Source organism: Billgrantia montanilacus, assembly GCF_003336675.1.
Taxonomy (GTDB): Bacteria; Pseudomonadota; Gammaproteobacteria; order Pseudomonadales; family Halomonadaceae; genus Halomonas; species Halomonas montanilacus.
This window is the reverse complement of the sequence record NZ_QPII01000002.1, coordinates 122,394-147,009: the sequence shown is the minus strand read 5'-3', so window position 1 is coordinate 147,009 and position 24,616 is coordinate 122,394. Positions and strand designations below refer to the sequence as shown.

Genomic DNA, 24,616 nt, shown 5'->3' with positions numbered 1-24,616 from the left:
GGTTATTGCACGATGAACTCGGTGAACAGCACGTCCCGTATATCAAGAGGCGGCTGTGGCTCGGTCAAGGGGTCGGACAGAATGGCAATGACTTCCTCGCTCAGCCGACGCTTGCCTTCCGGTGAGGTGAGCTGACTGGCCTGCTTGCCGGAAAACAGCATCAACAGCCGGCTGCGAACCTGCGGCATGTGCTCGTGGAGGATCTCACGCGATACCTCGTCGCCGACCTTGAGCGACAGCCCGGCATACAGCAGGCGGGAACCGAAATCGTCATCGGCGAGGTTCACGGTAAAGGGGTCGATCTTGAGGAAGATCGGCGCCTGACGCTCGAGCTGCTGCTCCTGCATGTTGCCTGAGCTACCGTTACGGTCGTTCATGACCAGATAGATCGCTACCCCGGCTGCTGCCGTGGACATCAGTACCAGCAGTATCATCAGCCACAGCAGCTTGGATGAGCCACCCGTCGATTTCGCCATTGCCTTGCCTATCGTGAAGTGTTGGTCCAGCCGGAAAAGGGCAGTATGCAGAAATCGCGCGGGTCATGATGAAAGGAACAGACCGCGCGAACAGCCCTATCTTGGCAATTTGTCTCAGGCGTAGAGATTCACCCGACCATCCAGGCTGACGCCCGTTGTGTTCTCAGCCATGCCGATCTCGACGGCGGAAGGCAGCTTTCCTTCGCCCTCATTGGCGCCGTTGCCCCCCTGGCCGTCCTGGTTGGCGAAGGCCTGACCCTCCTGCTGACGCTGTTCGCCCACGGAGGTTTCACCCAGGGAGATCCCCTGTTCGGCTAGTGCCTCGCGTAGCTGTGGAATGGCCTGCTCGAGTACCTGGCGTACCTGAGCATGGGCGGAGAGAAACTGCGCCTGCGCGCCCTGTTCGGTCATCTTCAGGGTGACGGAGAGCGGGCCCAGTTCGGCAGGGTTCAGCTTCATTTCTATCTGCTGCTCGCCACCGTGACGCGCGAACTGAACCAGCTGCTGGCCAAGCTGGCTGGGCCAGGCTTGGGATTGCACCGGCGCGGGCAGGCTTGCCTGGGCTGCCATGGGCTGTGGTGCGGCCCCGGCGGGCTGGGTCGTCGCCTGCAGGCTCGGTGTGGTTGGCTCGATGGCCACAGGGCGATAAGTCTCTGACGCCATACCACGCAGTTCGCCGGCGTTCGGCTGCGGGGCCATCTCGGTCGAGCGAACGAACTCGGCGGCGCGCGGCGGCCGCTCGGCCGTATTGGTCTCCAGCTGTGCGAGCAGCGCCGCACGAGGCGTTGACTCCAGGGCATCGCGGCCGGCAGCTTGCTGGGGTTGCTGGGCAAGGGGTGCATTCAACGCAGCCTCGGGGGAGCTCGCAGGGCGTGTCTCAAGTGCGCGCATGGTTTCGCTGGCGGCCTGACGCAGGACATCGGCAGCGGCGAGGGCGGTCTCGGCACGTGCGGTGGGCTTGGAGGCCTGTTCCGCAACCGTCGCCTGAGGGGCAGCGAGATCGGCAAGCGGGCGAGCCTCGGCTTGCGCAGGGCCGTCGATCAACGCCAGGCGCTCCATGATCTCGGTAAGCGACAGCGAGTCGGGCAGGGGAGTTGCCTCCAGGTCCGCGGTGAGATCTGGGTCGTGGGCGCTCAAGGCCTGCAGCATCGCCTGCTGCGCCGCCATGGTCGGCGGCAGGTCGGGCTTGAACCCGTTTGTTAGCGGGGCTGGCAGCTGGACAGGCAGCTCGATCGGGGCGTCGGCCAGCGGCCGGCCTGCGCTGGCCAGGGCCAGAGCAAAGTGGCCATCGGATAGGTTGGTTCCTGGATCGGCCTTGCCCATCGGCTTGCCCGGCAGGGCGGACAGAATCATCTGTATATCCATTACGATCTCCTGGCTCGGATCACGAGTCGCGCTCGGGGCGCTGGCGAAGCAGCCGTCCGGCGGCCATTTCGTCACTGTTGCGTTGCTCGCGCCGCGCTTCGTGCTTCTGCAGTTCGGCGTTGCGGCGAGAGGAAAGGGTGTCGTAGGCCGAGAGGCGCTTCTGCTCCTGCTGCCACTGCTGTTGGCTCTGCTGGACACGGCGCTGCTGCGAGTCCAGCGCGTCCCTCGCGCGCTGGAGCGCGGCGTCCAGGGAGGCGAGGAACTGCTGGTAGTTGTGCATGCTGGCAGGATCGATACCATCGCGCATGGCGCTTTGCAGCCGCTCGGCGTATTCCAGGCGATATCGGCTGAGAGCGTCGAGCTGGGACGCTACCTGGCGTTCGCTGATGCGTTCCCCGGCCAGCAGCTGGCCAGCCTGGTCGCGGGCATCCCTGGCGAGATCGCCCAGCATGGCGAGTTGTGACGATGCACTCATTGCCTGGCTCCTAGGGTCTCGGAGAGAACCTGTCGAGAGGCCTCGATCGAGGCATTTTCGTGTATGCCCTGCTGGAGAAACTGCTCCAGCAGCGGATAGCGCTGGACGGCCTCGTCCAGTTGCGGGTCGTGGCCCGGACTGTAGGCCCCCACGCTGATCAGATCGCGGTTGCGCTGGTAGCGGGAGAACAGCCGCTTGAACGCCTGGGTCATGGCCAGCTGTTCGTCGTTGATGATGTGTGTCATGACGCGGCTGATCGAGGCTTCAATATCGATGGCCGGGTAGTGCCCCGCTTCCGCCAGTGTCCGGGACAGCACGATATGACCGTCGAGGATGGCGCGAGCCGAGTCGGCGATCGGGTCTTGTTGATCGTCGCCTTCGGTCAATACGGTATAGAAAGCGGTAATCGAGCCTCGTCCGCGTTCCGCATTGCCGGCACGCTCCACCAGGCTGGGAATCTTGGCGAAAACCGACGGCGGATAGCCTTTGGTCGCGGGCGGCTCGCCGATGGCCAGGGCGATCTCGCGCTGGGCCATGGCATAGCGCGTCAGCGAGTCCATGATCAACAGGACGTTCTTGCCCTCGTCGCGGAAGCCTTCCGCCAGGCGCGTGGCATAGGCGGCACCCTGAAGGCGCTGCAGCGGCGAGGTGTCGGCCGGGGCCGCCACCACCACGGCGCGACGTCGGCCCTCTTCTCCGAGAATATTGTCGATGAAGTCCTGGACCTCGCGCCCCCGCTCGCCGATCAGCCCGACGACGATCACGTCTGCGCCGGTATATCGCGCCATCATTCCCAGCAGCACCGACTTGCCCACACCGGAGCCGGCGAATAGCCCCATGCGCTGGCCGCGGCCGACGCTCAGCAGCGCGTTGATGGCGCGGATGCCGACATCGATCTGTTCATTGATCGGTGCACGGGCCAGCGGGTTGAGCGGCGGAGTGGAGAGCGGCGCCCTGGGGGCGCTGTCCAGCGGGCCGTAACCGTCAAGGGGGTCGCCATTGCCGTCCACCACACGGCCGAGCAGGGTTTCGCCCAGAGGAAAGCGGCGCGCGGTATGGTCGGGGCCGTCGCCCAGCGAATAGACGCGGGCGCCGGGCATCAGCCCTGTGATCTCCGACAGCGGCATGAGGAACAACCGCTCGCCGGCAAAGCCGACCACTTCGGCTTCGGCGAAGCGCGGCGCTTCGCTGCCGCCCGGCGAGACCAGCTCGATGCGACAAGCGTTGCCCAGGGCGACCCGCAGGCCGATCGCCTCGATCACCATGCCGGTGGCACGCAGCACACGGCCGCTGGCACGAAATCCTGGCACGGTTTCCACACGCTCGCGCACGTGCTGCAGCGTCTGCTGCCAGCGTGCCTGATGTGCATTGCGAGGCTGTGCCGGGGTTTCGGGCATCTCGTTCACTCCTGTACGTCTTCCGGATCGGGCGTGGAGGGGCGCCGCCGCCGCACCTGTGCCTTGACCGCCTGCCAGCGGCTTTCCCAGGTGGCATCGAGCTCGCCGCTGGCACTGGTGACGCGGCAGCCGCCGCGAGTGAGCTGATCATCGGGCTGTAACTTCCAGCCGGCGGCCCCCAGTTCCTGGCCGAGATGCTGCTCCACCAGCTTATGGTCAAGCGGATGCAACCACAGGCGCTGCTGCCCCGTCAGCGGCGGGTCGGTGTGCAATAGCGCCCTGACCAGTTCGAGAACTTGCCTGGGACGCGCCTTCAAGGCCTCGCTGGCCAGCTGGCGGCCGGTCGCGAGTGCCAGTTCGACCATCTCATTGGCCACTTCTTCATCGAGCACGGCCAGGGCTTCGGTAAACTGCTCCGCCAGCGGCTGTAGCGGCGCCAGTACTTCGCGGGTGCGTTGTTTCAGTTCTTCCTCGGCTTCGCTGCGTCCTTCCGCCAGGCCCTGGGCATGCCCTTGGCTGCGGCCCTCCTCGAAGCCGGCCTTGAAGCCCTCTTCACGCGCGTCGCGCAGGGTCTTTTCGCGTAGCGCCTTGAGTTCGGCCTGGCGTCGGAAGCGTTCCTGGCGTGCGGGGTCTTCTGCGGGCTTAGCCGCTCGCTCGGCCTCGTGGCGGCTTTCTGACTGCAGTTCTCCCATCTGCCAGCGACGCCAGGACGGCGACTGCTCGGGTTGGGAGGGTGAGCGATCAGACATAGGTATCGTCTCCGCCGCTCAGCACGATGTCGCCAGAGTCGGCGAGCCGGCGAACCACCTGCAGGATCGACTTCTGCTCCGCCTCCACCTGGGAGACCCGGATTGGTCCGCGAGCCTCCATGTCCTCGCGCATCAGGTCGGCGGCGCGACGGGACATGTTGCGCAGGAACTTCTCCATGAGCCCTTCCGGCGCTCCCTTGAGTGCCACCACCAGGGAGTTGGTGTCGATCTCCTTGAGCACCATCTGGATGCTGCGATCGTCCAGATCCATGAGGTTCTCGAACAGGAACATCTCGTCGATGATCTTCTGTGCCAAGTCCTCGCTGTGCGCCCGCACGGTCTCGATGGCCGTCTCTTCCTGAGTGGAATTCATCAGGTTGAGGATCTCGGCCGCGGTTCTTACGCCGCCCATCTTGCTGCGCTTGAGGTTCTGGCCGTCGAGCATCCCCGACAGCACTTCAGTCAGCTCTTGCAGGGCGGCCGGCTGCACGCCACTGAAGGTGGCGATACGCAACACCACGTCGTTGCGCAGTTTGTCGTCGAACAGCTCCAGCACGTCGGCGGCCTGATGGCGCTCCAGGTGAACCAGGATGGTGGCGATGATCTGCGGATGCTCGTCGCGGATCAGTTCCGCCACCATGGGCGCTTCCATGAGGTTGAGAGAATCGATGCCGCTGCTGCTGCCCGACGTCTCGAGGATGTCCTCGATCAGGCTGGTGGCACGCTCGCTGCCCAGTGCCTTGGTCAATACCGAGCGAATATGGTCGCTGGAGTTGAGGTTCAGCGCGATGAACTCTTCGGTCTCGTCGTTGAAGTCCTGCAAGACTTTCTGCATGTCTTCGTGAGAGACCTGGTCCATGTCGGCCATCTCCATGCTGAGCTGTTGGATCTCCTTTGGCGCCAGGAACTTGAACACCTCTGCGGCGCTGTCCTCGTCCAGGGCCAGCATCAGGATGGCGCTGCGGCGTACGCCGCTCATGGCTTTTGCGGTGCTCATTCTTTATTCATCCAGCTGCGAACGATCATGGCAATCATGCGCGGATCCTCCTGGGCCAATTCGCGTAGCTCGGCAAGGTGGTCCTCATAGGCCGACGACTTGCGCTTGCGCTTGGGCTTCTGGTAGGTCCGAGATGTCTCGATGTCCTCTTCCAGTTCGCCGTCGATACCTTCCGGGGTATCGTCGTCGACCCGGACCCGCAGGCCGGTGCCCGGCGCCGAGGCCAGCATCGGCTGCTGCGTATGCCGCTTGATCAGCGGGCGCAGGATCAACAGATAGGCGAGCAGGGCGGCCAGTGCCACCAGCAAATAGCGTCCGAAGGTCAGTGCCAGGCTGTGGATCTCGGGCGACTGCCACCACTCCAGGGTTTCCTCGTCGTCCGCGGGGCGGCTGAAGGGGCTGTTGACCACTTCGATTTCGTCGCCACGAGCCTGGGAGAAGCCCATGGCCTGGCGCACCAGTCGCTCGACCTGGGCGATTTCCACGTCGCTCAGCGGGACACGCTGCCACACCCCTTCTTCGTCGCGCTCTTCGCGATAGTCCACCACTACCGCGGCCGAAAGCCGCTGTACCTGTCCCTGGCGATGCTGGACATGCTCGATATTACGGTCGACTTCATAGTTGATCACGCCGTCCTGGCGCAGGTTGCTCAGCGCCAACAGCTCCTCTTCGGCTTCCTCGAGGAGCTCACCATCCTCGTCAACCGGCAGGTTGATGGGGGAGGGCGCGGTGCCGGGAGGTGTATTGCTCAGCGCGCCGGGAATGCCCATGGCCAGGTCGTCGCCGCCGCTGTACGTGACGCTGGACTGGCGGCTGCGCACCGCCGCTTCGTTGGGCGGCTGGTTGGGGCCGAAGCGTTCGTTGGTCTCCTCGCGGCGGGAGAAATCGATCTGGGCGGCGACCTGGGCGCGCACGTTCCGCTGGCCGAGGATCGGTGCCAGGATGTTCTCGATACGCTGCTGGAAGGAACGCTCGACCTCGGCGATATAGTCGAGCTGCGTGGCATCGAGGCCGCGGCGGTTGGCGCCGGGCATGGAGAGCAGGCGGCCGTTCTGGTCGACCACCGTGACGTCTTCGGCGGCGAGTTCCGACACGCTGCTGGAAACCATATGGATGATGGCGTTGACCTGTCCGTCGCCGATCACGCGGCCCGACTCCAGTGTCACGATGACCGAGGCCTTTGCCGGCTCCTGGTCCCGCACGAAGACCGATGATCGTGCCATGGCCAGGTGTACGCGTGCTCGGGACACAGGGCCGAGGGACTCGATAGAGCGGGACAGCTCCCCTTCGAGGCCGCGCTGGAAGTTGACCTGTTCGGCAAACTGGCTGACGCCGAATGCCTGGTTGTCCATCAGCTCGAAGCCCACGTTTCCGCCGCGTGGCAGGCCCTGTTCGGCCAGTTGCAGGCGCAGGCCGTGTACCGCATCGCCGGGTACCAGCAGCGCCGTGCCGCCTTCGCTGAAGCGATAGGGCACGCCGCGGCTGTCGAGTTCGTTGATGATGCGACCGCCATCGGCCTCGGTGAGGTTGCTGTAGAGCACACGGTAATCGGGCTCCCGCGCCCACATCAGCAATACCACTACGATCGCGATCGAGGCGGCACCGCCAATCAGGATCATGATCAGCGGGTTGCCACGCATCTGCTCTTGAACGCGCTGAAGTAGCGTGCCCCCGGGCTGGTTGGGAGTGGTCTCCTGACGACCAGGCGTAGCGGCGCCATTGCTCATGCGCACCTCCCTTGAGAGGCGTCGTTCGTCGCTTGAAAACTCTTACTCGAAGATGGCATTGAGTGCATCCGTCCACCGCATTCTGGCTACCCTATACGGGCGCAACTGTGATGAACGCTATTATGCGAACCCTCGTCGAGTCCAAAGGCGGGAAAAGCCCGCGTTTTTCATGCCATTTGGCAGTATGGTCGCGGGACAGCAGCTGATAGCCTTGGCAGCATTCCCAGAAACGACAGTTCCGTATGATTCTAGAAACGACAGTTCCGATCCAACAGAACGGGGGCCGCGAGCCATGAGTTCACCTGCCATCCAATCCGCGCTGGCCCAGATGCAGACCCTGGCGACACAGGCCGGCGGCCAGGCTGCCAAGGGGCAACAGGTCTCGACCATGGTGGGGCAGGGTGGCTTCGCCGGGGAGCTGCAAGCCTCCATTCAGCGCATCAACCGCCTGCAGCAAGCATCCAATGCCAAGGCGATGGCTTTCCAGGCCGGCGACCCCAATCTCGAACTCAACGACGTCATGGTCGACATGCAGAAGGCCAGCGTCGCCTTCCAGATGGGGCTGCAGGTACGCAACCGCCTTGTTACAGCCTACAAGGATGTCATGAATATGCAGGTCTAAGAGCCTGTCGGACTTAACGCTGATCTACTGCGAGATCCGGTCTTTCGGCCAATTTCATTCGATCAGATTCGTTCAATAGCGGGCTATTCGCCTCATCAGATCGATAGACTTGTCTCGAAATCCAAATTTCTCGTGACGATCGGTCAAATCCGACAGACTCCTAGGCTTCGAGGCGAATCAGGCGGCCTTGCAGCTCATCCAGCCTTTCAGCAATGGCCAGCACCTCCTCGGAGGGTATCTGGCGTAACACATCGCCGGTCTCGCGGTCCACGATACGCGTCACCACTCGTGATGGCATCTCGTTGAGCTCGAATTCCACGCCATACTGACGTAGCACTTCATTGATACGCTGAATCGGCTCGACCAGGTCCGCCTGAGCCGGCGAATGGCCGTGGCTCTCGGCCTGGCTCAGCATGGTGCCCGCGGTGGGCAGTGAAGCCAGTACGGTTTCCTTGCGCTGTCTCGGTGTCAGGTCGTGCAGCGCCGAAGCGCTCAAGCTGTTGGTGGCATCGGTTAGCGGTGAAGACATGGCCTGTTTTCCTTGTACGTTCCTTGGTAAGCACTCCACCATCAACCGCGTCATGGCCCGGCTTTCCGGCCCGGACGTGATTCATGGTCGGTGCACCCCCGAAGCCGGCCATCGAGCCGGCTTGTTCCCCGTCGTGCGATTTTGTTACGAGCTATGCACTCTTCCTATCGGCAAGATCGGGTCGAAACTTTAGCAACAATGTCATCGAGCACTCAGAGACGGCGTCAGGATGCCGTATAGGCCAGCCTTCCTGGTGACTCGGCCTCTGTCGGCAGAGCCTCACCTTCCCAGACGTTGCCGACTGCCAGCCTTTCGCCGACCTTGAACCGGGCGATCAACCGGGTCATGTCGGCAGCCTGTCCATCCAGCGAGTGGCTGGCCGCCGCTACCTGCTCGACCAGGGTGGCGTTGTGCTGTGTCATCTCCTCCAGCTGGCTGATCGCCTGGTTGATCTGCTCGATGCCGGCCGACTGCTCGGTTGCCGCCGTCGACATCTCGGTGATCAGGCCGGCTACCTGGCCGATGCCCTTGGCGATTGTCTCCAGCGTCTCGCTGGTGGCGTTGACCAGCTTCTCTCCTTCGTCGATACGCGCCACATTGATGCCGACCACTCGGCGTATCTGTTCGGCTTCCTCGGCGCTGCGGCTGGCCAGATTGCGTACTTCCGCGGCGACGACGGCGAAGCCGCGGCCCTGCTCGCCGGCCCTGGCGGCCTCCACCGAAGCATTCAGCGCCAACAGGTTGGTCTGGAAGGCGATGCTGTCGATCGCCTCGACGATGCGCGTGACCTCGCGATTGGCTTCATGAATCTGGCGCATGGCGCCGCGGGCCTCGCTGGCCACTCCCTTGCCCTGATCCGCATGGCTCACGGCTTCGCGGGAAAGCGCCTGGGCCTGGCGGGCGTTGTCGGCGGTCTGGCGCACGCTGGCCGTCATCTGCTCCATGCTGGAGGCGGTCTGCACCAGGGAGGAGGACTGCTCCTCGGTGCGCTGGGCGAGATCCTGGTTCCCTTCGTTGATCTGACTGCTGGCCACGCCAACCGACATGGCCCCCTGTTTGATATTGGCCACCAGCACCTCGGAATCGGCGGTCGAGTCATTGAACGCACGATAGAGATGGGCCAGTTCGTCGTTGCCCTGGGCGTCCAATCGCAGGGTGAGATCCCCGCTGCTGCGCTGGATCGATGCGAGGGTGGCACGCAGTGGCAGCACGATACTGCGTACGATCGTGGCGGCAAGCAACAGTGCCAGGCCAGTGGCTGCGGCTGCCACGACGAGGTGCCCGATCAGGTCTCCGCGCGCCTCGGCCCTCAGCATCGAGGCCGTGGCCAGTACGTCCTCCGCCACGGCGTCTTCCACGTCCTTGAGCCGGTCGATCTTGTCGGTCTGCCAGTCGAACCACTGCTGTGCATCGATACCGTAGCCACCTGCTGTGCCTCGTTCGATGGCGACGCTGCGCAATGATTCCAGTCGTTCGGCTGCTGGGCTCTCGCTCACCGCTTGGAAACGCTGATGCATCTCGGGGGTGGAAAGCGTAGTGAAGGCCTCCTGGAAGGCATCCTGCCTGCCCAGCAGTTTCAGCAATTGCTCATAGCCTGCCGGTGTCATGCTGTCGGAACCGAAGGCGCCGGCGAGCACGGCACGCTCGATGCCGGCCAATTCCTTGGTCTGCAACAGGTTGTAGTAGGCTGCCATGCGGGTGGCTACGCTGCCTTCTTTCTTGGCCAGTGCCATGCGCCCTACGGCAGTGATCAGGCCGCTGTTAATTTGCGTGTAATGGCCGATAGCTTCGCCGCTTTCGACCGTCAACTGGTCGATGCGCTGGCGCAGTTGCGGTGTTTGCTGCATTCGTTCCAGGACCGCATCGATGCGGTCGGCAAGCGCCGGATCCAGCGCGGTCAGGTCGACGTTAGCGAGATAGTGCTGGAAGGTATCGAGCTGGTTGTCCGAGGTACGACGCTGATCGGGCAGCGCATCACGAAAACTCTGACCCTCGCTGGCCAGGAAGCCGGCAGTCATTCCCCGCTCCCGTTGCAGCTCATGGATCAGGCTGCCTGCCTGCTGGGACAGGCGTGTCATCTCCTGCAGGTCGGTCATGTCAGACGTGACTTGCTGGCGCTCGAGAACGCCGGAGGCGGCAAACCAGGTCATGGCCAGCAGCGGTAGCAACAGGGCAAGAAAGAACTTCCAACCCATGTCCATACGGTGAAGGATTCGGTTCATCGTAGCCATTCCTTTGCGAGTGCGGGGATTGCCGTGTGCAGGGCGATAGGCATTTATTGCTGCCGTTAGGCTGACATATCGGCGATGGGAAAGGCTGGCTTTAGCGATTCGGGCGGGGATCGGAGGCGTTGTTGATGTGGGTCATGAATTCGTCGATCTGAGTGTTTTCATGCTGGAAAATGGGGTGGGTCCCTGACAGGTAGTGATCCCGTTGATTGTAAGTTAATCGTTGCGGTTAGTTATTTAATACGAGATTATTGTATGTATAGTAAAGAATAATCAGGGTTGTTCTTGAGTCCTGTTCCGTTTTCCTGCAGGAGAGGGTGTTTCAAGCAGGATTTTTCAAGCAGGATTTTTCAAGCAGGGTCTTTCAAGCACACCCCCTCAGTGAGGCGTCATGAATCACGAGCTTCCCATCGAGCGCATCATGCAGGCCGGTCTGCTGACCTGTGAAGTCGATACGCCGCTCTGTACCGCCGCCCAGCGAATGGCAGAACGCCAATGCAGCTCGATCATCGTGGTAACCCGGGAGGGCAAGGCGAAGGGAATCTGGACCGAGCATGATGCCTTGGCGGTCAACTTTGCCGACTCCGAGGCGGGGCGTACTCGTATCGGTGAGGTGATGAGTCAGCCGGTTGCGAGCCTGCATCTCGAGACGCCGATCAGCGAGGCCGCACTGCGCTTCAGCGCCGAAGGTCGACGCCATTTTGTCGTGGTCGATGGTGATGGCCTGCCAAGGGGCATCCTCTCCCAGACCGACATGGCCATAAACCAGGGCATCGAACCCTACCTGCGTCTGCGGGAGGTTCGATCCGCCATGCGCCAGCGGGCGCTGGTGCTTCAGGGAACGCAGCTACTGGCCGAGGCGGCCCGGTCCATGCGCCTTTCCAGCTGCGATGCTGTCGTGGTGAAGTGCAACGAGCAGGCGCTGGGCATTCTGACCGAGCGTGACATGGTGCGCTTCGTTGCCCATCATCCGGGCAATACCCCCATTGCTGAACTGGCGAGTCGACCATTGCTCACCGCTCGCCAGAACGAGCCCCTGATATCTGCCCGGGACAGGCTGCTTGAGCAGCGGGTGCGCCACCTGGCCGTAGTGGACGATGACGACAATGTGATTGGCCTGATCGGTTTTCGTGACATGCTGGCCGGTGCCGAACAGCACTTCATGCAGGATCTGCGTGACGCGCTGGAGCAGCGTGACCGTGCCCTCGCCAGCTCCCGCGTGAACCTGCAGATGGCCGAGCGGATCATCGAATCTTCGCTTGAAGGGATCATTGTCACCGACCCGAACAATCGCATCGAATTCGTCAATCCCGCCTTTACCCGCATGACCGGCTACACGGCCGAAGAAGCGATCGGCCGGACTCCCGAGATACTCGCGTCGGGGCGCCACGATGCAACCTTCTACCGCCAGATGTGGGATGCGTTGAAGCAGCACGGTTACTGGCGCGGCGAGATATGGAACCGCCGCAAGAATGGCGAACTCTACCTCGAGCTGCTGACCATCACCGCGATCACCGGCGATGACGGCGAAGTGACCCACTACGCGGCGCTGTTCAACGACATCACCCATGTTCGCGAGAAAGAAGATCGGATTCGCAAGCTGGCTTACTACGATCCCCTGACGGCGCTTCCCAACCGGCGCCTGCTGGAGGATCGGCTGCAGTTGGCGATTCGGCATGCGCATCGCAACCAGTCCCGGCTGGCGGTGGTCTTCGTCGACCTGGACCATTTCAAGCGGATAAACGACACCCTGGGCCATGCGGTAGGCGACGAGCTGCTGGTCATGATCGCCGATCGGCTGCAGAGTCGGTTGAGGGAGGACGATACCCTGGCTCGGCTGGGTGGCGACGAGTTCCTGATCCTGCTGCCAGACCTGGAAGAAGTCGAGGAGGTGACCCGTGTTGCCCGTCGGCTGGTCGAGGCAGTGGGCGAGCCCTGTATCATCGATGGCCACGAGTTCAGCATTGGCTGCAGCCTGGGGATCAGCCTCTATCCGGACGATGCCGCCAGCGCCGAGGCGCTGATCCATGATGCCGATGTGGCCATGTATCGAGCCAAGCAGGAAGGGCGCAACTCCTACCGGCTCTATCGCACCGAAATGAACATGCAGGACGATCGCCAGCGGGCGCTGGAGGCCGCGCTGCGTGAGGCTATCGAGAGCGGCGAAGGTCTCGAGGTTCACTTTCAACCGCTCTTCGAACGGGAGAGCGGCACCCTGCACAGTGCCGAAGCCTTGATGTGCTGGCACCACCCGGTGCTGGGCAGCATTCCTCCCGGTGAGGTCATTCCGCTGGCCGAGCGTGCCGGGCTTATCGTGGCACTGGGCGAGCGGATGATGCGTATGGTCTGCGTCCAGCTCAGCGAATGGCATCAGGCGTCTGCCGATCCGGTGCCGGTGAGCATCAACCTCTCTCCACGGCAGTTCTGGCAGAAGGACCTTCCGGGAAAGATTGCCGGCATGCTGGTCGAGTATGCCTTGCCGCCGGGGCTGGTGGGCTTCGAGCTGTCCGAAAGTACACTGCTCGACAAGCCGTTGCAGGCCGCTGCCATTTTGAAGCAGCTACGCGACCTGGGTGGCGATATCACCATCGACGACTTCGGAACCGGTTACGCCTCGCTGAGCTATCTGGAGGAGCTGCCGGTCACTACGCTGAAGATCGACCGCCGCTTCATTCAGCGGCTCGATGGCCAACAGCGCGGCAGTGCGGCCATCGTGGCAGCCGTCTGTGGCCTGGCCAGGGAACTGGGGCTGCGGGTAGTCGCAGTCGGGGTGGAGACCGAAGCACAGCAGGATGCGTTACTACGCCACAACATGGATCTGATCCAGGGATTTCTCACCGGAAGGCCCGTCTCGGCGCCTCACTTTGCCAGCAGTTATCTCGTTTCCCCCAGTGACGACGTTACCGAGAAGCCTGAGCGGGTCGACCCACCGCAAGTTGCGCCCACCAAATAGCGGCCAGCAAGTAACGGCCACAAGGTGGCGCTTTTCCCGGTTTCATCTCCCCTCCGCTGCGGGTAGGCTAGGCGGCTGTTCGTGGCGAACCGGCGGCCCAGATGACTCGATTGACCCCCAGCGGTGGCAGCGACCATCGTGGCGCCATGCGCCATGAGTTGCTGACGCCGACACATACCGATCCCGACCAGGACAGCACCTGGATGATCGGCTATCTGGACATCATGACGCTGTTGGTCGCCCTGATGGTGTTGCTGTTCACCCTCACCTATGCCAGCGATCGTGACGACGATGTGACTGCTGCCAGCGACGCACTGCAACCCATTGCCATTCCGCTGCCCGACGAACTGCAGCGGGCAATGGCGGCCCACCCATCGCAGGTACCGTTACCGGTTGGCCGGTTGAGCCCCTCGGCGCTCTCCGCTGCCCTGGGCGTTGCCGGCCTGCCGCGCAGGGCGGCAAGGGTTCCCGCCACGCCCGCACTGCTGGCATTTCAGGCTGCCGAGCCCGAGCGGGAAGTCTCCACGGCATTCGTCACACCGCAGGCCCCGCTGGCAATGCTATCGCAACGCCCGGCGTTGACACAGGCCAGCTCGGTCGAAGGGCGACGGCTGCCGCAGCTACTGCTCTCCGACGACGACGAGCTGCCGGCTGGGCCGGCGGACTTCATGCTGGTACTGACCGACCGCCCCCCGGCGCGGGTGCGTGAAGTGGCACCAGAGGCCATCGTCGGCTCGCTGGCGCTGCAGCAGGCGCTGGACGAACGCCTGGAGGCATCCCCCTACCTGCCGGATCTGGAGGGGGTAGAGGTTTCTCGGGTGGCCGAGGGCATCAAGCTGCGCGTTGAAGACCAGTGGCTCTTTCCCACCGCTGAAGCCGAGCTGACGGAAGACGGCCAGGCGCTGGTGCAGCGACTGGTCGAAGTGATCCAGCGCCATGACGGCGACGTGGCGGTGGAAGGACACACCGACAGCCGATCGATCCAGACCCCGGAATTCCCCTCCAACTGGGTGCTCTCCAGTGCCCGTGCCATTGCCATCGTGCATGCTCTGCAGCAGGCCGGTGTAAACGCCCAGCGCCTGCGCGCGGTGGGCCTGGCCGATACGCGCCCGCTGGCGCCTAACGACAACGCTGAGGGGCGAGCACAGAACCGGCGCGTCGAGGTGATCATTCATTCACGGTGATCTTCAGCCCTTGCGCCGCAAAGGGGCGAATATCGCCTAAAGTCGCATGGTCTTTGGCCGATATGGGGATAAGTCCAAGCACAGGAAGTGCTCTCTTTCCCATCCCTGTTTATCGCGAGAACCTAGATGCTCTCTTCCTTTAGATTTCGCCTCTTGCTGGCCACGGCAACAATCATTGCGCTTGCCTTGATCGTCAATGCCGGTGTCAGCTATTTCACGATTCAGCGCCATAACGACCAACAGGTCTCACGCAACCTGTCTGACGTAGCACAAGGCAACGGCCGTGCCATCAGCGAATGGGTGGCTTCCCATGCCGGCATGCTCGAGGCAATGGAGAACAGCGTTCGTGCCGACCACCTGGACCCTGTGCTCAAGGCAATACAGGCTTCCGGTAGTTTCCTCGCCACCTATATGGCGTATCAGGATACCGGCGAAACCATCTTCTACGACGGCTGGGAGCCTCCTGCTGACTTCGATCCCCGCATGCGGCCGTGGTACGAACGGGCAGCCACTGCTGGTGAAAGCATTGTCACGCTGCCCTACGTCGATACCGTTACCGGCGGACTGGTGGTGACCATCGCCAGCCCTTTCGAGCGAAATGGCAGCTTGGCCGCCGTGGCCGGCGGTGATGTGGCGATCGATGAAGTGGTGGCGATCGTCGAGGGAATCGCGCCAACGCCAAGGAGCTTCGCTTTTCTGGTGGCTGCCGATGGCACTTTGGTCGCCCATCCGGATCCTGATCTGAGCCTCGAGCCCATCACGCGTCTCTCCCCTCAGCTTGATGCCGCGTTTCTCTCCAGACTCAAGCAGGCGAGCGAGCCGGAACTGATGATGCTGGCAGAACGGCCACGTCTACTGCAGAGTCAGCCCATTGCCGGTACTGACTGGCAGCTGGTCATTGCGCTGGACGAGCGTGAGGCCACCGCCGGCCTGCGTGCTGTGTTGGGCAGTTCGGCCCTTGCCCTGGTGCTGGTGGTATTGGGTGCCGTACTGGTATTGGGCGCGCTGCTCACGATCATGTTCCGGCGACTGCAGCAGGTAAGAGACGCCATGGCGGGTATCGCCAGCGGTAGCGGCGACCTGACCCAGCGTCTTCCGGAAGGCGGCAGCGATGAGGTGGCGCAGATCGCGACCGCCTTCAACCGCTTCGTCAGCCGTATCGAAAGCGTGATGCTGACCATTCGCGAGGCCAGTGAATCCGTCACCGTGGCCGCTGGCGAGATCGCCACTGGCGGTCAGGACCTGTCCCGGCGCACGGAAAACGCGGCATCGAGCCTGCAACAGAGCTCTGCCTCCATCGAGCAGATCACCAGCACGATTGAACATACCGCCGACTCCTCCCGGCAGGCCAACGAGCTTTCCCAGTCCGCCTCGGACATGGCGACGAGGGGGGGCGAGGTGGTAGGCCGGGTCGTCACCACCATGGAGGAGATCACGGCGTCTTCCGAGAAGATCGGCAACATCGTCAAGGTCATGGACGGCATCGCCTTCCAGACCAACCTACTGGCGCTCAATGCTTCGGTGGAGGCCGCCAGGGCCGGCGAGCATGGCCGTGGCTTTGCCGTTGTGGCAAGCGAAGTGCGCCAGTTGGCCACTCGCAGCGCGGATGCCTCCCGAGAGATCCGTGGCCTGATCGATGCCTCCGGGGAGAAGGTCACCACCGGCACCGAACTGGTACGCCGTGCGGGTACTACCATGGAAGAGCTGGTCGGTGGGGTAGGCCGGGTCGCGAAAATGCTTGGTGAGATCAGCGCGGCGGCAGGCGAACAGAGCGACGGTATTGGTCAGGTCAACGTGGCCGTGGCAGAGCTGGATCGCATGACCCAGCAGAATGCCGCCTTGGTTGAAGAGTCCACCGTGGCCGCGGAGCAGCTCAAGGAGCAGGCCGATCGGCTATCCGAAGCGGTGGGTGGCTTCAAGCTCAGCGATAGGTCGCTGGTTGTTAGCTGATAAAAATTGTCACATTGGCTAAAGTTCGTTCATGAAGCGCCGAAGACAAGGTTAAGGCAGTACATTCACCGGATAGTGAAGGCGGTACCATGGCATCGATTTCCTCCCTCGGCGTCGGCTCCGGCCTGGACCTCAATGGGCTGCTGGAGCAGCTCAATCAGGCCGAGCGCGCCAAGCTTCAACCCATAGCGCAGCAGGTTCAGGCACAGGAAGTGCAGATATCAGCCTATGGCGAAATTCAGAGTGCGCTTGCCGCCTTCGACGACACCGTCACTAACCTCAATGATCCTTCGCTCTTCCAGAGTGTGACGACGGATGTGACTGGCAGTGCCCTACAGGCTGCTGCCAGCGCCGATGCCAGCCCGGGGAGTTATAGTGTCGAAGTGCGACAGATCGCCACCGCCGGCAACCTGGCTACCGAGCGGGTCGCCGATCTGGATACCATCGTTACCGAATCTGGTGGCGAACTAGAGCTGACCTTTACCGACGATGCTCTCAACCATGGGGTGGCCATTGCTGCAGACAGCACGCTGGAAGACGTGCGCGACGCCATCAACGCCGATCCCGATGCAGCGGTGAATGCCTCCATCGTGTTTGACGGGGAAGGCCACCGCCTGGCGCTGATGTCGGCGGAGACCGGTGAGCAGGCCTCGATTACCGGCACCAACTTCGATCAGCTGGCAGCCGGCAATCTGGCTGCTGAGCCGGGCGGCATGGTGAGCCAGGTCGGGCAGGATGCGGATTTCTCGGTCAACGGCATCGACATCGTCAGTGCTACCAACCAGATAGACGATGCCATTCAGGGTGTGACCCTGGACCTGCAGGAGGCTGGTAGTAGTACCGTGGTGGTTCAGCGCGACAACGATATCATTCGCGAAAGCATCCTCGGTTTCGTGGATGCTTACAACGAGCTGAAAGGCACCACCGGGCAGCTCACCGCCTTCAATGGTGAGCAAGGGGAGGCTGGGCCACTGATCGGCGATAGCGCCGTGCGTGGTATTGAGTCCAGCCTGCGCAGCGACCTGGCCGCCGGTGTGACCCAGGATGGCGAGCTCTCGCTGCTCTCTGATATGGGGCTTTCGCTTAGCGTTGATGGCCGTCTGGAGCTGGATGAGCAGCAACTGGATATCGCGCTGGCAGATAACCCGGATGGCGTAGCCAGCTTTTTCGCGGGTGATGGCGACACCGCCGGCCTGGCAGGGCGACTGGCTGGCACCACCGAGCAGCTTCTGGGCAGCAACAGTGCCCTGGAAGGCTCCATCAATAGCGCCGAGAATCGCATCGACAGCCTGGGGGATCGCTTCGAGCGCACCGAGCGGAGCATCGAACAGACCATCGATCGCTACCGTACTCAGTTTGCCCAGCTTGACGGCATGCTGGCCCAGATGAACCAGACCAGCGCCTACTTGACGCAGCAGCTCGGCATGCTCGATGCTCAAATGCAGGAGGGGTAGTGTCGGCTGAGGAAGATTGCGATGTGAATGACGTGGCCTAAAGTTCTCTGCGTTACTGCCGATAAGACCATTAATGATGTCATGTCACTCAGGGAAGTGAAGCAAAATGGCTACGATAAGCTCTCTCGGCGTGGGCTCTGGGCTGGATCTTACCGGCCTGCTTAATCAATTGAATGCGGCCGAACGGCAGAAGCTGCAGCCGATTACGGCGCAGAGGACTCAGGAGCAGGCCAAGATATCCGCCTTTGGCAGGTTGCAGTCGGCGCTGAGCAAGTTTCAGGACACTGTGACCAAACTCAATGACCCCAAGCTCCATCAGAGCCTGACGACCAGCGTGTTGGGTCAAGGGGTCGCCGCGACGGCTGGAGCAGACGCGAGCGCGGGGCGTTATGAGGTCACTGTGAACCATGTCGCCAAGGCGGGCAGCATTGCCAGCGAGGGGGTGGCAAGCACGACCGATGCACTGGTGGGCGCTGGCGGCGATACGCTGACGCTCAGTTTCCAAGGCAAGGCTGACGTTACGGTTGGCCTTGCCGAGGGTGGCACCCTCGAGGATGTCCGCGATGCCATCAATGCGCATCCCGATGCTGGCGTTACCGCTTCGATCGTCAACGACGGCAGCGCGAATGGCTACCGTCTGGTGATGAGTTCCAAGGAGACAGGGTTGGCGGAAAGTGTGACAGGCATGACCTTCGCCAATACCGCACTGGCTGAAGATGCGGCCGTCAAGGTAGCCGGGAACGATGCTGAACTCTTGATCAACAATATCACCATCAGCAGCAGCTCCAACCGGGTAGAGGGAGCGATCCAGGGCGTGACGCTGGAATTGGATGCGCAAGCAGCGGGCAAGACATCCACTATTGTTGTGGAGCGTGATAATAATGCATTACGCGAGGCCGTCACCGATTTCGTAGCTGCTTACAACGAGATGAAATCCAGTATCGGTCGTATGACAGCGGCGACCGGCGATGTGGACAAGGCGGGGGAATTGGTGGGTGACCGTACTGTCCGAACCATTGAGTCGCGGCTCAGTCGCAACCTTGTAGACCTGGTGCCCGGCGGCGAGCTGACAATGATGTCCCAGCTCGGTATTTCCCTTCGTCCCAATGGCCGGCTCGAACTGGACGAGGCAAAGCTCGACGGCGTGATTGCGAACAATCCACAGGCGCTTGCCGATTTCTTCGCCGGTAATGCTGAGGAAGCCGGCATGGCAGGTCGACTGAAGGGCACCCTTGAGCAGGTGCTTGGTGAGAACGGCCTGGTAACAAACTCGATCAAGAGTGCGGAAACGAAGGTAGGCAGTCTGGAGGAGCGCTTTCAGCGCACGGAGCTCTCCATCGAGCGGACCATCGAACGTTATCGGAAGCAGTTTGGCCAGCTCGACCTCATGGTCGCCCGGATGAATTCTACCGGCTCCTACTTGATGCAACAGCTTGATATGCTGAATGCGCAAATGGCACCAAAGAAGAAATAAGGCATGGCGGCACGCCAGGCTCCCTTGGACAAAGGAAGTCGGGCTCCCTGCATTAGAACTTGGGCCCGGCGAGATGCCGGGCCCAAGCCATTTCAGGTCATACCATTTCGCCCTCGCCCAATCCCCCGTGGCAGCACTTGAGGCAGGCATCCAAAAAGAAAGATAAAAATTTTTCTACAGCCCCTAAAGTTCCTGCTCGAGAAGCCGTTAATTAGGGTAACGGCCAACGGCGCCGTTGAGACAGGCCCGAGATGCTGGGCCGCAGGAAAGGTTCAGTGGGCCCGTCAATGGAGCCCTCAACATAGAGAAGGAATGACACCATGTCCGTGATCAATACCAACATCACCGCCCTGATCGGCCAGAACAACCTGAGGTCTTCCCAGGCCATGCTGGCACAGGCACAAGAGCGCCTCTCCTCCGGCCTGCGTATCAACAGCGCAGCCGACGATGCCGCCGGCCAGGCCATCGCCAACCGCATGTCTGCCCAGATTACCGGCATGGGCCAGGCCCAGCGCAACGCAAACGACGGCATCTCTCTTGTACAGACCATGGAAGGTGGCCTGAACCAGATCAGCGACAACCTGCAGCGTATCCGCGAGCTGGCGGTGCAGGCGGCCAACGATACCAACTCCGCTGAAGATCGTGACTCCATCCAGTTGGAGATCGGTGAGCGTATTGCTGAAATCGATCGTATCGCTGGCGCCACTACCTTCAATGGTACCAGCCTCTTGGATGACACTGTATCTCTGAATATCCAAGTGGGTGCTAATACCACAGCAGGTGTTGACGATATTACAGTTAATACCGCTGATATGCAGTCGACTGCGATTGGTAATGGTGCCACTATGGTTTCTGCCATTGATGTTTCCGGTGGTTTCGATGACGCGCAAACTGCCATTGATACCGTTGATGCCGCACTGCAGATGATCGACGACCAGCGGGCGACACTGGGTGCCACCTTGAACCGATTCGACTCGGTGGTGGAGAACCTGACCACGAATATCACCAACCTGTCCGAGGCTCGCTCTCGTATCGAGGATGCCGACTACGCGGTCGAGGTCTCCAACATGACTCGTGCCAATATCCTCCAGCAGGCGGGCACCTCCATGCTGGCCCAGGCCAACCAGACCCCGCAGAGCGTGCTCTCTCTGCTGGGCTAAGGTCTGCATCAGTAGCAACCTGGGTTGCACCTTGCAATCTTTCATCTCGAGGCTGGCCGATTGGCCAGCCTCGTTTCGTTGTCGGTGTTTGCTGAGAAGACGACCTGCCTAAGAGAAGAAAAAGGTGGGATTGGTGGGCCTTTTGCTCGTATCCCGGCATGCTGGAGACAGTATCATTTGCGGTTAACATCGTATTCGACTGTCAAGGTGCCCAGGCCATGGCCAAGAAAAGAGCTCTCCACCGCAAAGCTTCTCGCGCTCCACAAGCGGAAAATACGCTGCCCGCTACTCAACTCTCTCGCTACGATGCAGCCATCCAAATGGGCGACTATTCCCATGCGCTGGAACTTGCTCAAGATCTGATAAAGCGGTATCCACAGGTTGCCAAGCCGCATGAGCTGCATGCCAACGCCTTGGGCCGGCAGGAGCGGTTTGCCGATGCCGTTGCCTCCATGCAGAGAATGCTGAGCCTCCTAGAGCAACCCGACCCGCTTCACTGGCTCAAGCTGGCGCAATACCACGTGCTGGCCGGGCAAGCATCGTCCGCGGTCGGCAATCTCGAGAGGGTCGTTGAGGCCAAGCCTGATAATCTCATGGCACAGGTGTGGCTGAGCAGGGCGTTGCACCAGTTGGGGGATAATCGTCGAGCGCTGGCGGTCAGCGACCGAATTCTGGAACAGGACTCAGAGCATGAAGAAGCCCTCCTCTGGAGGGCGAGGGTTCTGGATAGACTCAATCGCCATGACGAAACCCTGGAAGTGCTTGAGAGACTGTTGAAAGTCAACCCCTCAAGGAAAGAGGTTCATAACCATATTGCCAGCCTGTATGTAAAAGAAAGTGACTACGAAAGTGCAGAATATCATTACAGGAAAGAACTGGATCTGGACCCCGATAATAGAAAGGTAATGGCGAACTTGTTTTCCGCGAGCCATTACAATCCCGGCTACACAGCGCAGGAGCTGTTTGAACAGGCACAGGAGTGGAATAAGAGGTATTCACCCCAGCAGTTTTCGCCGGCTGAGACGGCTCGTATAGCTGACAGGAGGCTGAGGGTGGCCCTGCTGTCCGGCGGATTCAGGATGCACCCGGTGGGCCAGCTGATTCTACCGGCGATAAAGGCGCTCCCCAAGAGTCAGTTTGAGCTTATCGTCTACAGTACCAGCCAAGCCTCCGATTTTCTTACAGATGAGTTCCGGACCATTGCCGATCGCTGGGATATCATTGAAGGGGTGACGGATACCCATCTGGATCGCAAGATCCGTGACGATGCCATCGATATCCTGATTGATATGAACGGCGCTGGTGATGGATCCCGCTACGAGGTGCTGGTCAACAAACCTGCACCCTTGATGATCAAGTGGGTGGGCAGCATGATCAACACGACGGGGTTGGAATGCTTCGACTACCTACTGAGTGATGCGGTCGAAACGCCGGAGGGTGTCGACGACCGCTATACCGAGAAGCTGATCCGCTTGCCGGATGACTATATCTGTTACCACATGCCCCGGCATGCGCCACTAGGGAGCGCGCTGCCGGCACTGAAGAACGGCTATATTACCTTTGGCTGCTTGAACAACCCCGCCAAATTGTCACCGCCCATGCTGGCGGAGTGGGCGGTTCTGATGAACGAGCTGCCAAACAGCAGACTGCTACTGCGCGGTGTGCAGTTCGAAAGTCCTCGCTTCCGCAGCAAGATAGCGGCGACCTTGGCTGAACGCGGCATTGCCGAAGAGCGTGTCCTGATGGAGGGACCCGGCCAGCATCAGGAGTTCTTGGCCACCTACCAGCGCATCGATATCGCCCTAGATAGTTGGCCCTACTCCGGCGGCCTGACCACATGCGAGGCCCTGATGATGGGGGTGCCGGTAGTGACCCGGGTGGGACCGACCTTCGCAGGTCGTCATAGCGCCAGTCACCTGATAAATGCAGGTCTTTCCGAGCTTGTTACCGATAGCTGGGAGTCGTTCCGCCGGCGTGTCAAGGAGCTCGCCAATGATCTGCCCAATCTCGCGGTGATCCGCGCTGCCCTGCGGACTATTCTGATCGACTCCCCCATCTGCGACGGCCCTCGCTTCGCAAATAATCTGACGACGGCACTGCGCGCCATCTGGCAGCGCCATTGTGAAGGCAAGGCCCCCGAGGCCCTGACCTTCAGCAAGAGCGGGGCGGCCCGTTTTGCCGATGAGGATTCCCCGGTCAAGTTGGCCTTGGCGCTGCCCTGCGACAGTTTCGACTGGCAGCTTGAGAGCCCGGTCCTCGCCGTGGACAATGGCGCGGTTCTTGCCTCACGTCCGGATGCAAGAGAGTTGCTTGGGAGCGGGCGCGTCGTGATGCTGAGCTTTGACCCAGGTGGCAAACTGGAGACGGTGGATCATCTGGCGCAATATGGTGAGATTCAACATTTCCCACTAACCAGCCTAGGTGATGGCCAGCCTGCCACCTTGCATATCACCGAAGGAGCGGAGGCCGTTTCTCTTGCTCCTCTGGTCAACATTGCCAACCTGGAGCAGCAGCCAATCCCAACGGTCGCTCTGGATAGTATTGAGGGGCTGCCTGACATTGACCTGCTGGCTCTCGATGCCAATCATGACACCCTCAAAGTATTGGAGAATGCGACGCAAGCGCTGCGTAACACCCTGCTGATTCAGGCGCGAGTCAAGTTTCAGTTTACTCACGACTGTCAACCGAGCCTCGCGGGCCTTCATCAGTGGGGAACTAGTCATGGCTTCCGTTTCTATCGCTTCCACAATGAGAGCTACTGTAGCTATTTCCCTGATAGCGTACCTGAAGAAAAACGCCAGGCGACTGAACTGGTAAGTGCTGATGCGATTTTCCTACCAAGCCATAAACGCACCGCACAGCTCAGTGACGAACAGCGCACTAAGCTCGCATTTCTACTGCATGCTGTATTTGGTGCGAAGGATATAGCGTATAAGTTGCTTGCAGAGATGGACCAGAGAAAGGCGGAAGAGTACTTGATTGAAGAAGAGATGGTTGAGGCTGAGTCAATGCCTGTTGAGAAGCGACAGGTAACATATGATCCCGCTCAGCTTGAGTGCAATCAACGTGAATTCACTCTTTGCGTAGGTGTGCCCGTCTATAACGAGGAAAAATTTATACGTGAAACTCTTCAGTCTCTGAAGCGCCAAGATTTTAATAATGTCAAGTTCTTGATTTCGGACAATTGCTCAATAGATGGAACTCTTGAAATCGTCCGCGAAGAAACAGCCGATGATGAACGTTTTGAAATATTCCAGCAGCATGAAAATATAGGTTCATATGATAACTTTGAGTTTGTTTTTAAGAATAGTAAATCTAAATATTTTATGTGGTTAGGGGCTCACGACTATTTGTCAGATAATTACCTTAGCTCAATGGTCGGGGAGATTAAAAAAACCTCGTCGACCACTATGGTGATGGGTGTGCCAATGGCAATTGACGAACAATCGGTCGTTAAAGGTATCGTTGAAGACGCTATATATGATTTTTCTGAAAGCAATAATTTGGGAAGATATATTAATTCAGTTGCCAAGCTTGCTAACTGCACAGTATTTCATTCTGTTTTTCGTCGCTCTTGTTTGGATAGGTTTGAATTTAGGAGAACTATCTCGCCTGATCATGTGCTGATTAGCCATTTGCTGTGGAGTGGCAAACTGGTCAATTTAAGCGATGTTACCTATTTTAGACGCTATTTTTCTTTAAGAAAAGAAAGCACAGAGGAGCGCTTGCTTGGTAGTCAAGGATCATTGGACAGAGAAGATTTTTATCAATACTACATTGATGATTTGGCAAAGCTGACTAGTGATATGCCAGACGAAAAATCTAGTAAAATTATTGAAGTTTCTGAGAGTCTGCTCAGAGAACGTTTTGGCTAAT

The 24,616-nt window shown here is 60.6% G+C and carries 17 protein-coding genes; 8 read left to right on the top strand and 9 right to left on the bottom strand.

The window, feature by feature from the left end; all coding sequences use genetic code 11:
- Nucleotides 1-2 precede the first annotated feature (2 nt).
- The 7 genes from fliL to fliF all read right to left on the bottom strand — a co-directional run bounded on the left by fliL (nucleotide 3) and on the right by fliF (nucleotide 7,186).
- On the bottom strand, nucleotides 3-476 hold the full coding sequence (gene fliL, locus DU505_RS03270; RefSeq protein WP_114477575.1) for a flagellar basal body-associated protein FliL: 474 nt from the start codon (nucleotides 474-476) through the stop codon (nucleotides 3-5).
- A gap of 114 nt (nucleotides 477-590) precedes the next feature.
- Complete coding sequence (locus DU505_RS03265; RefSeq protein ID WP_114477574.1) at nucleotides 591-1,841, bottom strand: flagellar hook-length control protein FliK; 1,251 nt, start codon at nucleotides 1,839-1,841, stop codon at nucleotides 591-593.
- Nucleotides 1,842-1,860: 19 nt separating this feature from the next.
- Nucleotides 1,861-2,316 carry a flagellar export protein FliJ gene (fliJ, locus tag DU505_RS03260; RefSeq protein WP_114477573.1) on the bottom strand — a complete coding sequence of 152 codons (456 nt, stop codon included), beginning with the start codon at nucleotides 2,314-2,316 and terminating at the stop codon, nucleotides 1,861-1,863.
- Entirely contained in the window at nucleotides 2,313-3,713 is a 1,401-nt protein-coding gene (gene fliI, locus DU505_RS03255; protein WP_245947759.1) for a flagellar protein export ATPase FliI, read from the bottom strand. Before fliI ends, fliJ begins: the two co-directional genes overlap by 4 nt.
- Before the next feature lie 5 nt (nucleotides 3,714-3,718).
- On the bottom strand, nucleotides 3,719-4,462 hold the full coding sequence (locus DU505_RS03250) for a flagellar assembly protein FliH (RefSeq protein ID WP_114477572.1): 744 nt from the start codon (nucleotides 4,460-4,462) through the stop codon (nucleotides 3,719-3,721).
- On the bottom strand, nucleotides 4,455-5,459 hold the full coding sequence (gene fliG / locus DU505_RS03245; RefSeq protein ID WP_114477571.1) for a flagellar motor switch protein FliG: 1,005 nt from the start codon (nucleotides 5,457-5,459) through the stop codon (nucleotides 4,455-4,457). The genes DU505_RS03250 and fliG overlap by 8 nt, the downstream gene beginning before the upstream one ends.
- The gene (gene fliF / locus DU505_RS03240) at nucleotides 5,456-7,186 is read right to left on the bottom strand and encodes a flagellar basal-body MS-ring/collar protein FliF (RefSeq protein ID WP_114477570.1); all 1,731 of its coding nucleotides are present in this window, start codon (nucleotides 7,184-7,186) and stop codon (nucleotides 5,456-5,458) included. Before fliF ends, fliG begins: the two co-directional genes overlap by 4 nt.
- A gap of 292 nt (nucleotides 7,187-7,478) precedes the next feature.
- On the opposite strand from fliF, the gene fliE reads away from it, so the two are divergent.
- Nucleotides 7,479-7,808 (top strand): flagellar hook-basal body complex protein FliE, encoded by a 330-nt coding sequence (gene fliE, locus DU505_RS03235; RefSeq protein WP_114477569.1) that lies wholly within the window; start codon nucleotides 7,479-7,481, stop codon nucleotides 7,806-7,808.
- A gap of 160 nt (nucleotides 7,809-7,968) precedes the next feature.
- Here the strand turns inward: fliE and DU505_RS03230 are convergent, their stop codons facing one another.
- Nucleotides 7,969-8,337 carry a flagellar protein FlaG gene (locus DU505_RS03230; RefSeq protein ID WP_114477568.1) on the bottom strand — a complete coding sequence of 123 codons (369 nt, stop codon included), beginning with the start codon at nucleotides 8,335-8,337 and terminating at the stop codon, nucleotides 7,969-7,971.
- A 224-nt stretch (nucleotides 8,338-8,561) separates the two neighbouring features.
- A complete protein-coding gene (locus DU505_RS03225; protein WP_245947758.1) occupies nucleotides 8,562-10,559 on the bottom strand; it encodes a methyl-accepting chemotaxis protein in 1,998 nt (665 codons plus the stop codon).
- Nucleotides 10,560-10,956: 397 nt separating this feature from the next.
- Between DU505_RS03225 and DU505_RS03220 the strand changes: the two genes are divergently transcribed.
- The 7 genes from DU505_RS03220 to DU505_RS03190 all read left to right on the top strand — a co-directional run bounded on the left by DU505_RS03220 (nucleotide 10,957) and on the right by DU505_RS03190 (nucleotide 24,615).
- The gene (locus tag DU505_RS03220) at nucleotides 10,957-13,518 is read left to right on the top strand and encodes an EAL domain-containing protein (RefSeq protein ID WP_114477567.1); all 2,562 of its coding nucleotides are present in this window, start codon (nucleotides 10,957-10,959) and stop codon (nucleotides 13,516-13,518) included.
- A 101-nt stretch (nucleotides 13,519-13,619) separates the two neighbouring features.
- Nucleotides 13,620-14,702, top strand: coding sequence for an OmpA family protein (locus DU505_RS03215; protein ID WP_114477566.1), 1,083 nt, complete (start codon nucleotides 13,620-13,622; stop codon nucleotides 14,700-14,702).
- Between the two features lie 126 nt (nucleotides 14,703-14,828).
- Complete coding sequence (locus tag DU505_RS03210; RefSeq protein WP_114477565.1) at nucleotides 14,829-16,652, top strand: methyl-accepting chemotaxis protein; 1,824 nt, start codon at nucleotides 14,829-14,831, stop codon at nucleotides 16,650-16,652.
- 89 nt (nucleotides 16,653-16,741) lie between these two features.
- Nucleotides 16,742-18,106, top strand: coding sequence for a flagellar filament capping protein FliD (gene fliD, locus DU505_RS03205; RefSeq protein WP_114477564.1), 1,365 nt, complete (start codon nucleotides 16,742-16,744; stop codon nucleotides 18,104-18,106).
- 106 nt (nucleotides 18,107-18,212) lie between these two features.
- Entirely contained in the window at nucleotides 18,213-19,580 is a 1,368-nt protein-coding gene (gene fliD, locus DU505_RS03200) for a flagellar filament capping protein FliD (RefSeq protein WP_114477563.1), read from the top strand.
- A 320-nt stretch (nucleotides 19,581-19,900) separates the two neighbouring features.
- Nucleotides 19,901-20,740 (top strand): flagellin N-terminal helical domain-containing protein, encoded by an 840-nt coding sequence (locus DU505_RS03195; protein ID WP_114477562.1) that lies wholly within the window; start codon nucleotides 19,901-19,903, stop codon nucleotides 20,738-20,740.
- A gap of 218 nt (nucleotides 20,741-20,958) precedes the next feature.
- Complete coding sequence (locus DU505_RS03190; RefSeq protein WP_181872713.1) at nucleotides 20,959-24,615, top strand: O-linked N-acetylglucosamine transferase family protein; 3,657 nt, start codon at nucleotides 20,959-20,961, stop codon at nucleotides 24,613-24,615.
- The last annotated feature ends 1 nt before the right edge of the window (nucleotide 24,616 follow it).

Excerpts from the sequence above, each read along its gene's own strand:
- fliL (WP_114477575.1), bottom strand. The coding sequence starts at position 476 with ATGGCGAAATCGACGGGTGGCTCATCCAAGCTGCTGTGGCTGATGATA.
- DU505_RS03265 (WP_114477574.1), bottom strand. The coding sequence starts at position 1,841 with ATGGATATACAGATGATTCTGTCCGCCCTGCCGGGCAAGCCGATGGGC.
- fliJ (WP_114477573.1), bottom strand. The coding sequence starts at position 2,316 with ATGAGTGCATCGTCACAACTCGCCATGCTGGGCGATCTCGCCAGGGAT.
- fliI (WP_245947759.1), bottom strand. The coding sequence starts at position 3,713 with ATGCCCGAAACCCCGGCACAGCCTCGCAATGCACATCAGGCACGCTGG.
- DU505_RS03250 (WP_114477572.1), bottom strand. The coding sequence starts at position 4,462 with ATGTCTGATCGCTCACCCTCCCAACCCGAGCAGTCGCCGTCCTGGCGT.
- fliG (WP_114477571.1), bottom strand. The coding sequence starts at position 5,459 with ATGAGCACCGCAAAAGCCATGAGCGGCGTACGCCGCAGCGCCATCCTG.
- fliF (WP_114477570.1), bottom strand. The coding sequence starts at position 7,186 with ATGAGCAATGGCGCCGCTACGCCTGGTCGTCAGGAGACCACTCCCAAC.
- fliE (WP_114477569.1), top strand. The coding sequence starts at position 7,479 with ATGAGTTCACCTGCCATCCAATCCGCGCTGGCCCAGATGCAGACCCTG.
- DU505_RS03230 (WP_114477568.1), bottom strand. The coding sequence starts at position 8,337 with ATGTCTTCACCGCTAACCGATGCCACCAACAGCTTGAGCGCTTCGGCG.
- DU505_RS03225 (WP_245947758.1), bottom strand. The coding sequence starts at position 10,559 with ATGAACCGAATCCTTCACCGTATGGACATGGGTTGGAAGTTCTTTCTT.
- DU505_RS03220 (WP_114477567.1), top strand. The coding sequence starts at position 10,957 with ATGAATCACGAGCTTCCCATCGAGCGCATCATGCAGGCCGGTCTGCTG.
- DU505_RS03215 (WP_114477566.1), top strand. The coding sequence starts at position 13,620 with ATGACTCGATTGACCCCCAGCGGTGGCAGCGACCATCGTGGCGCCATG.
- DU505_RS03210 (WP_114477565.1), top strand. The coding sequence starts at position 14,829 with ATGCTCTCTTCCTTTAGATTTCGCCTCTTGCTGGCCACGGCAACAATC.
- fliD (WP_114477564.1), top strand. The coding sequence starts at position 16,742 with ATGGCATCGATTTCCTCCCTCGGCGTCGGCTCCGGCCTGGACCTCAAT.
- fliD (WP_114477563.1), top strand. The coding sequence starts at position 18,213 with ATGGCTACGATAAGCTCTCTCGGCGTGGGCTCTGGGCTGGATCTTACC.
- DU505_RS03195 (WP_114477562.1), top strand. The coding sequence starts at position 19,901 with ATGTCCGTGATCAATACCAACATCACCGCCCTGATCGGCCAGAACAAC.
- DU505_RS03190 (WP_181872713.1), top strand. The coding sequence starts at position 20,959 with ATGGCCAAGAAAAGAGCTCTCCACCGCAAAGCTTCTCGCGCTCCACAA.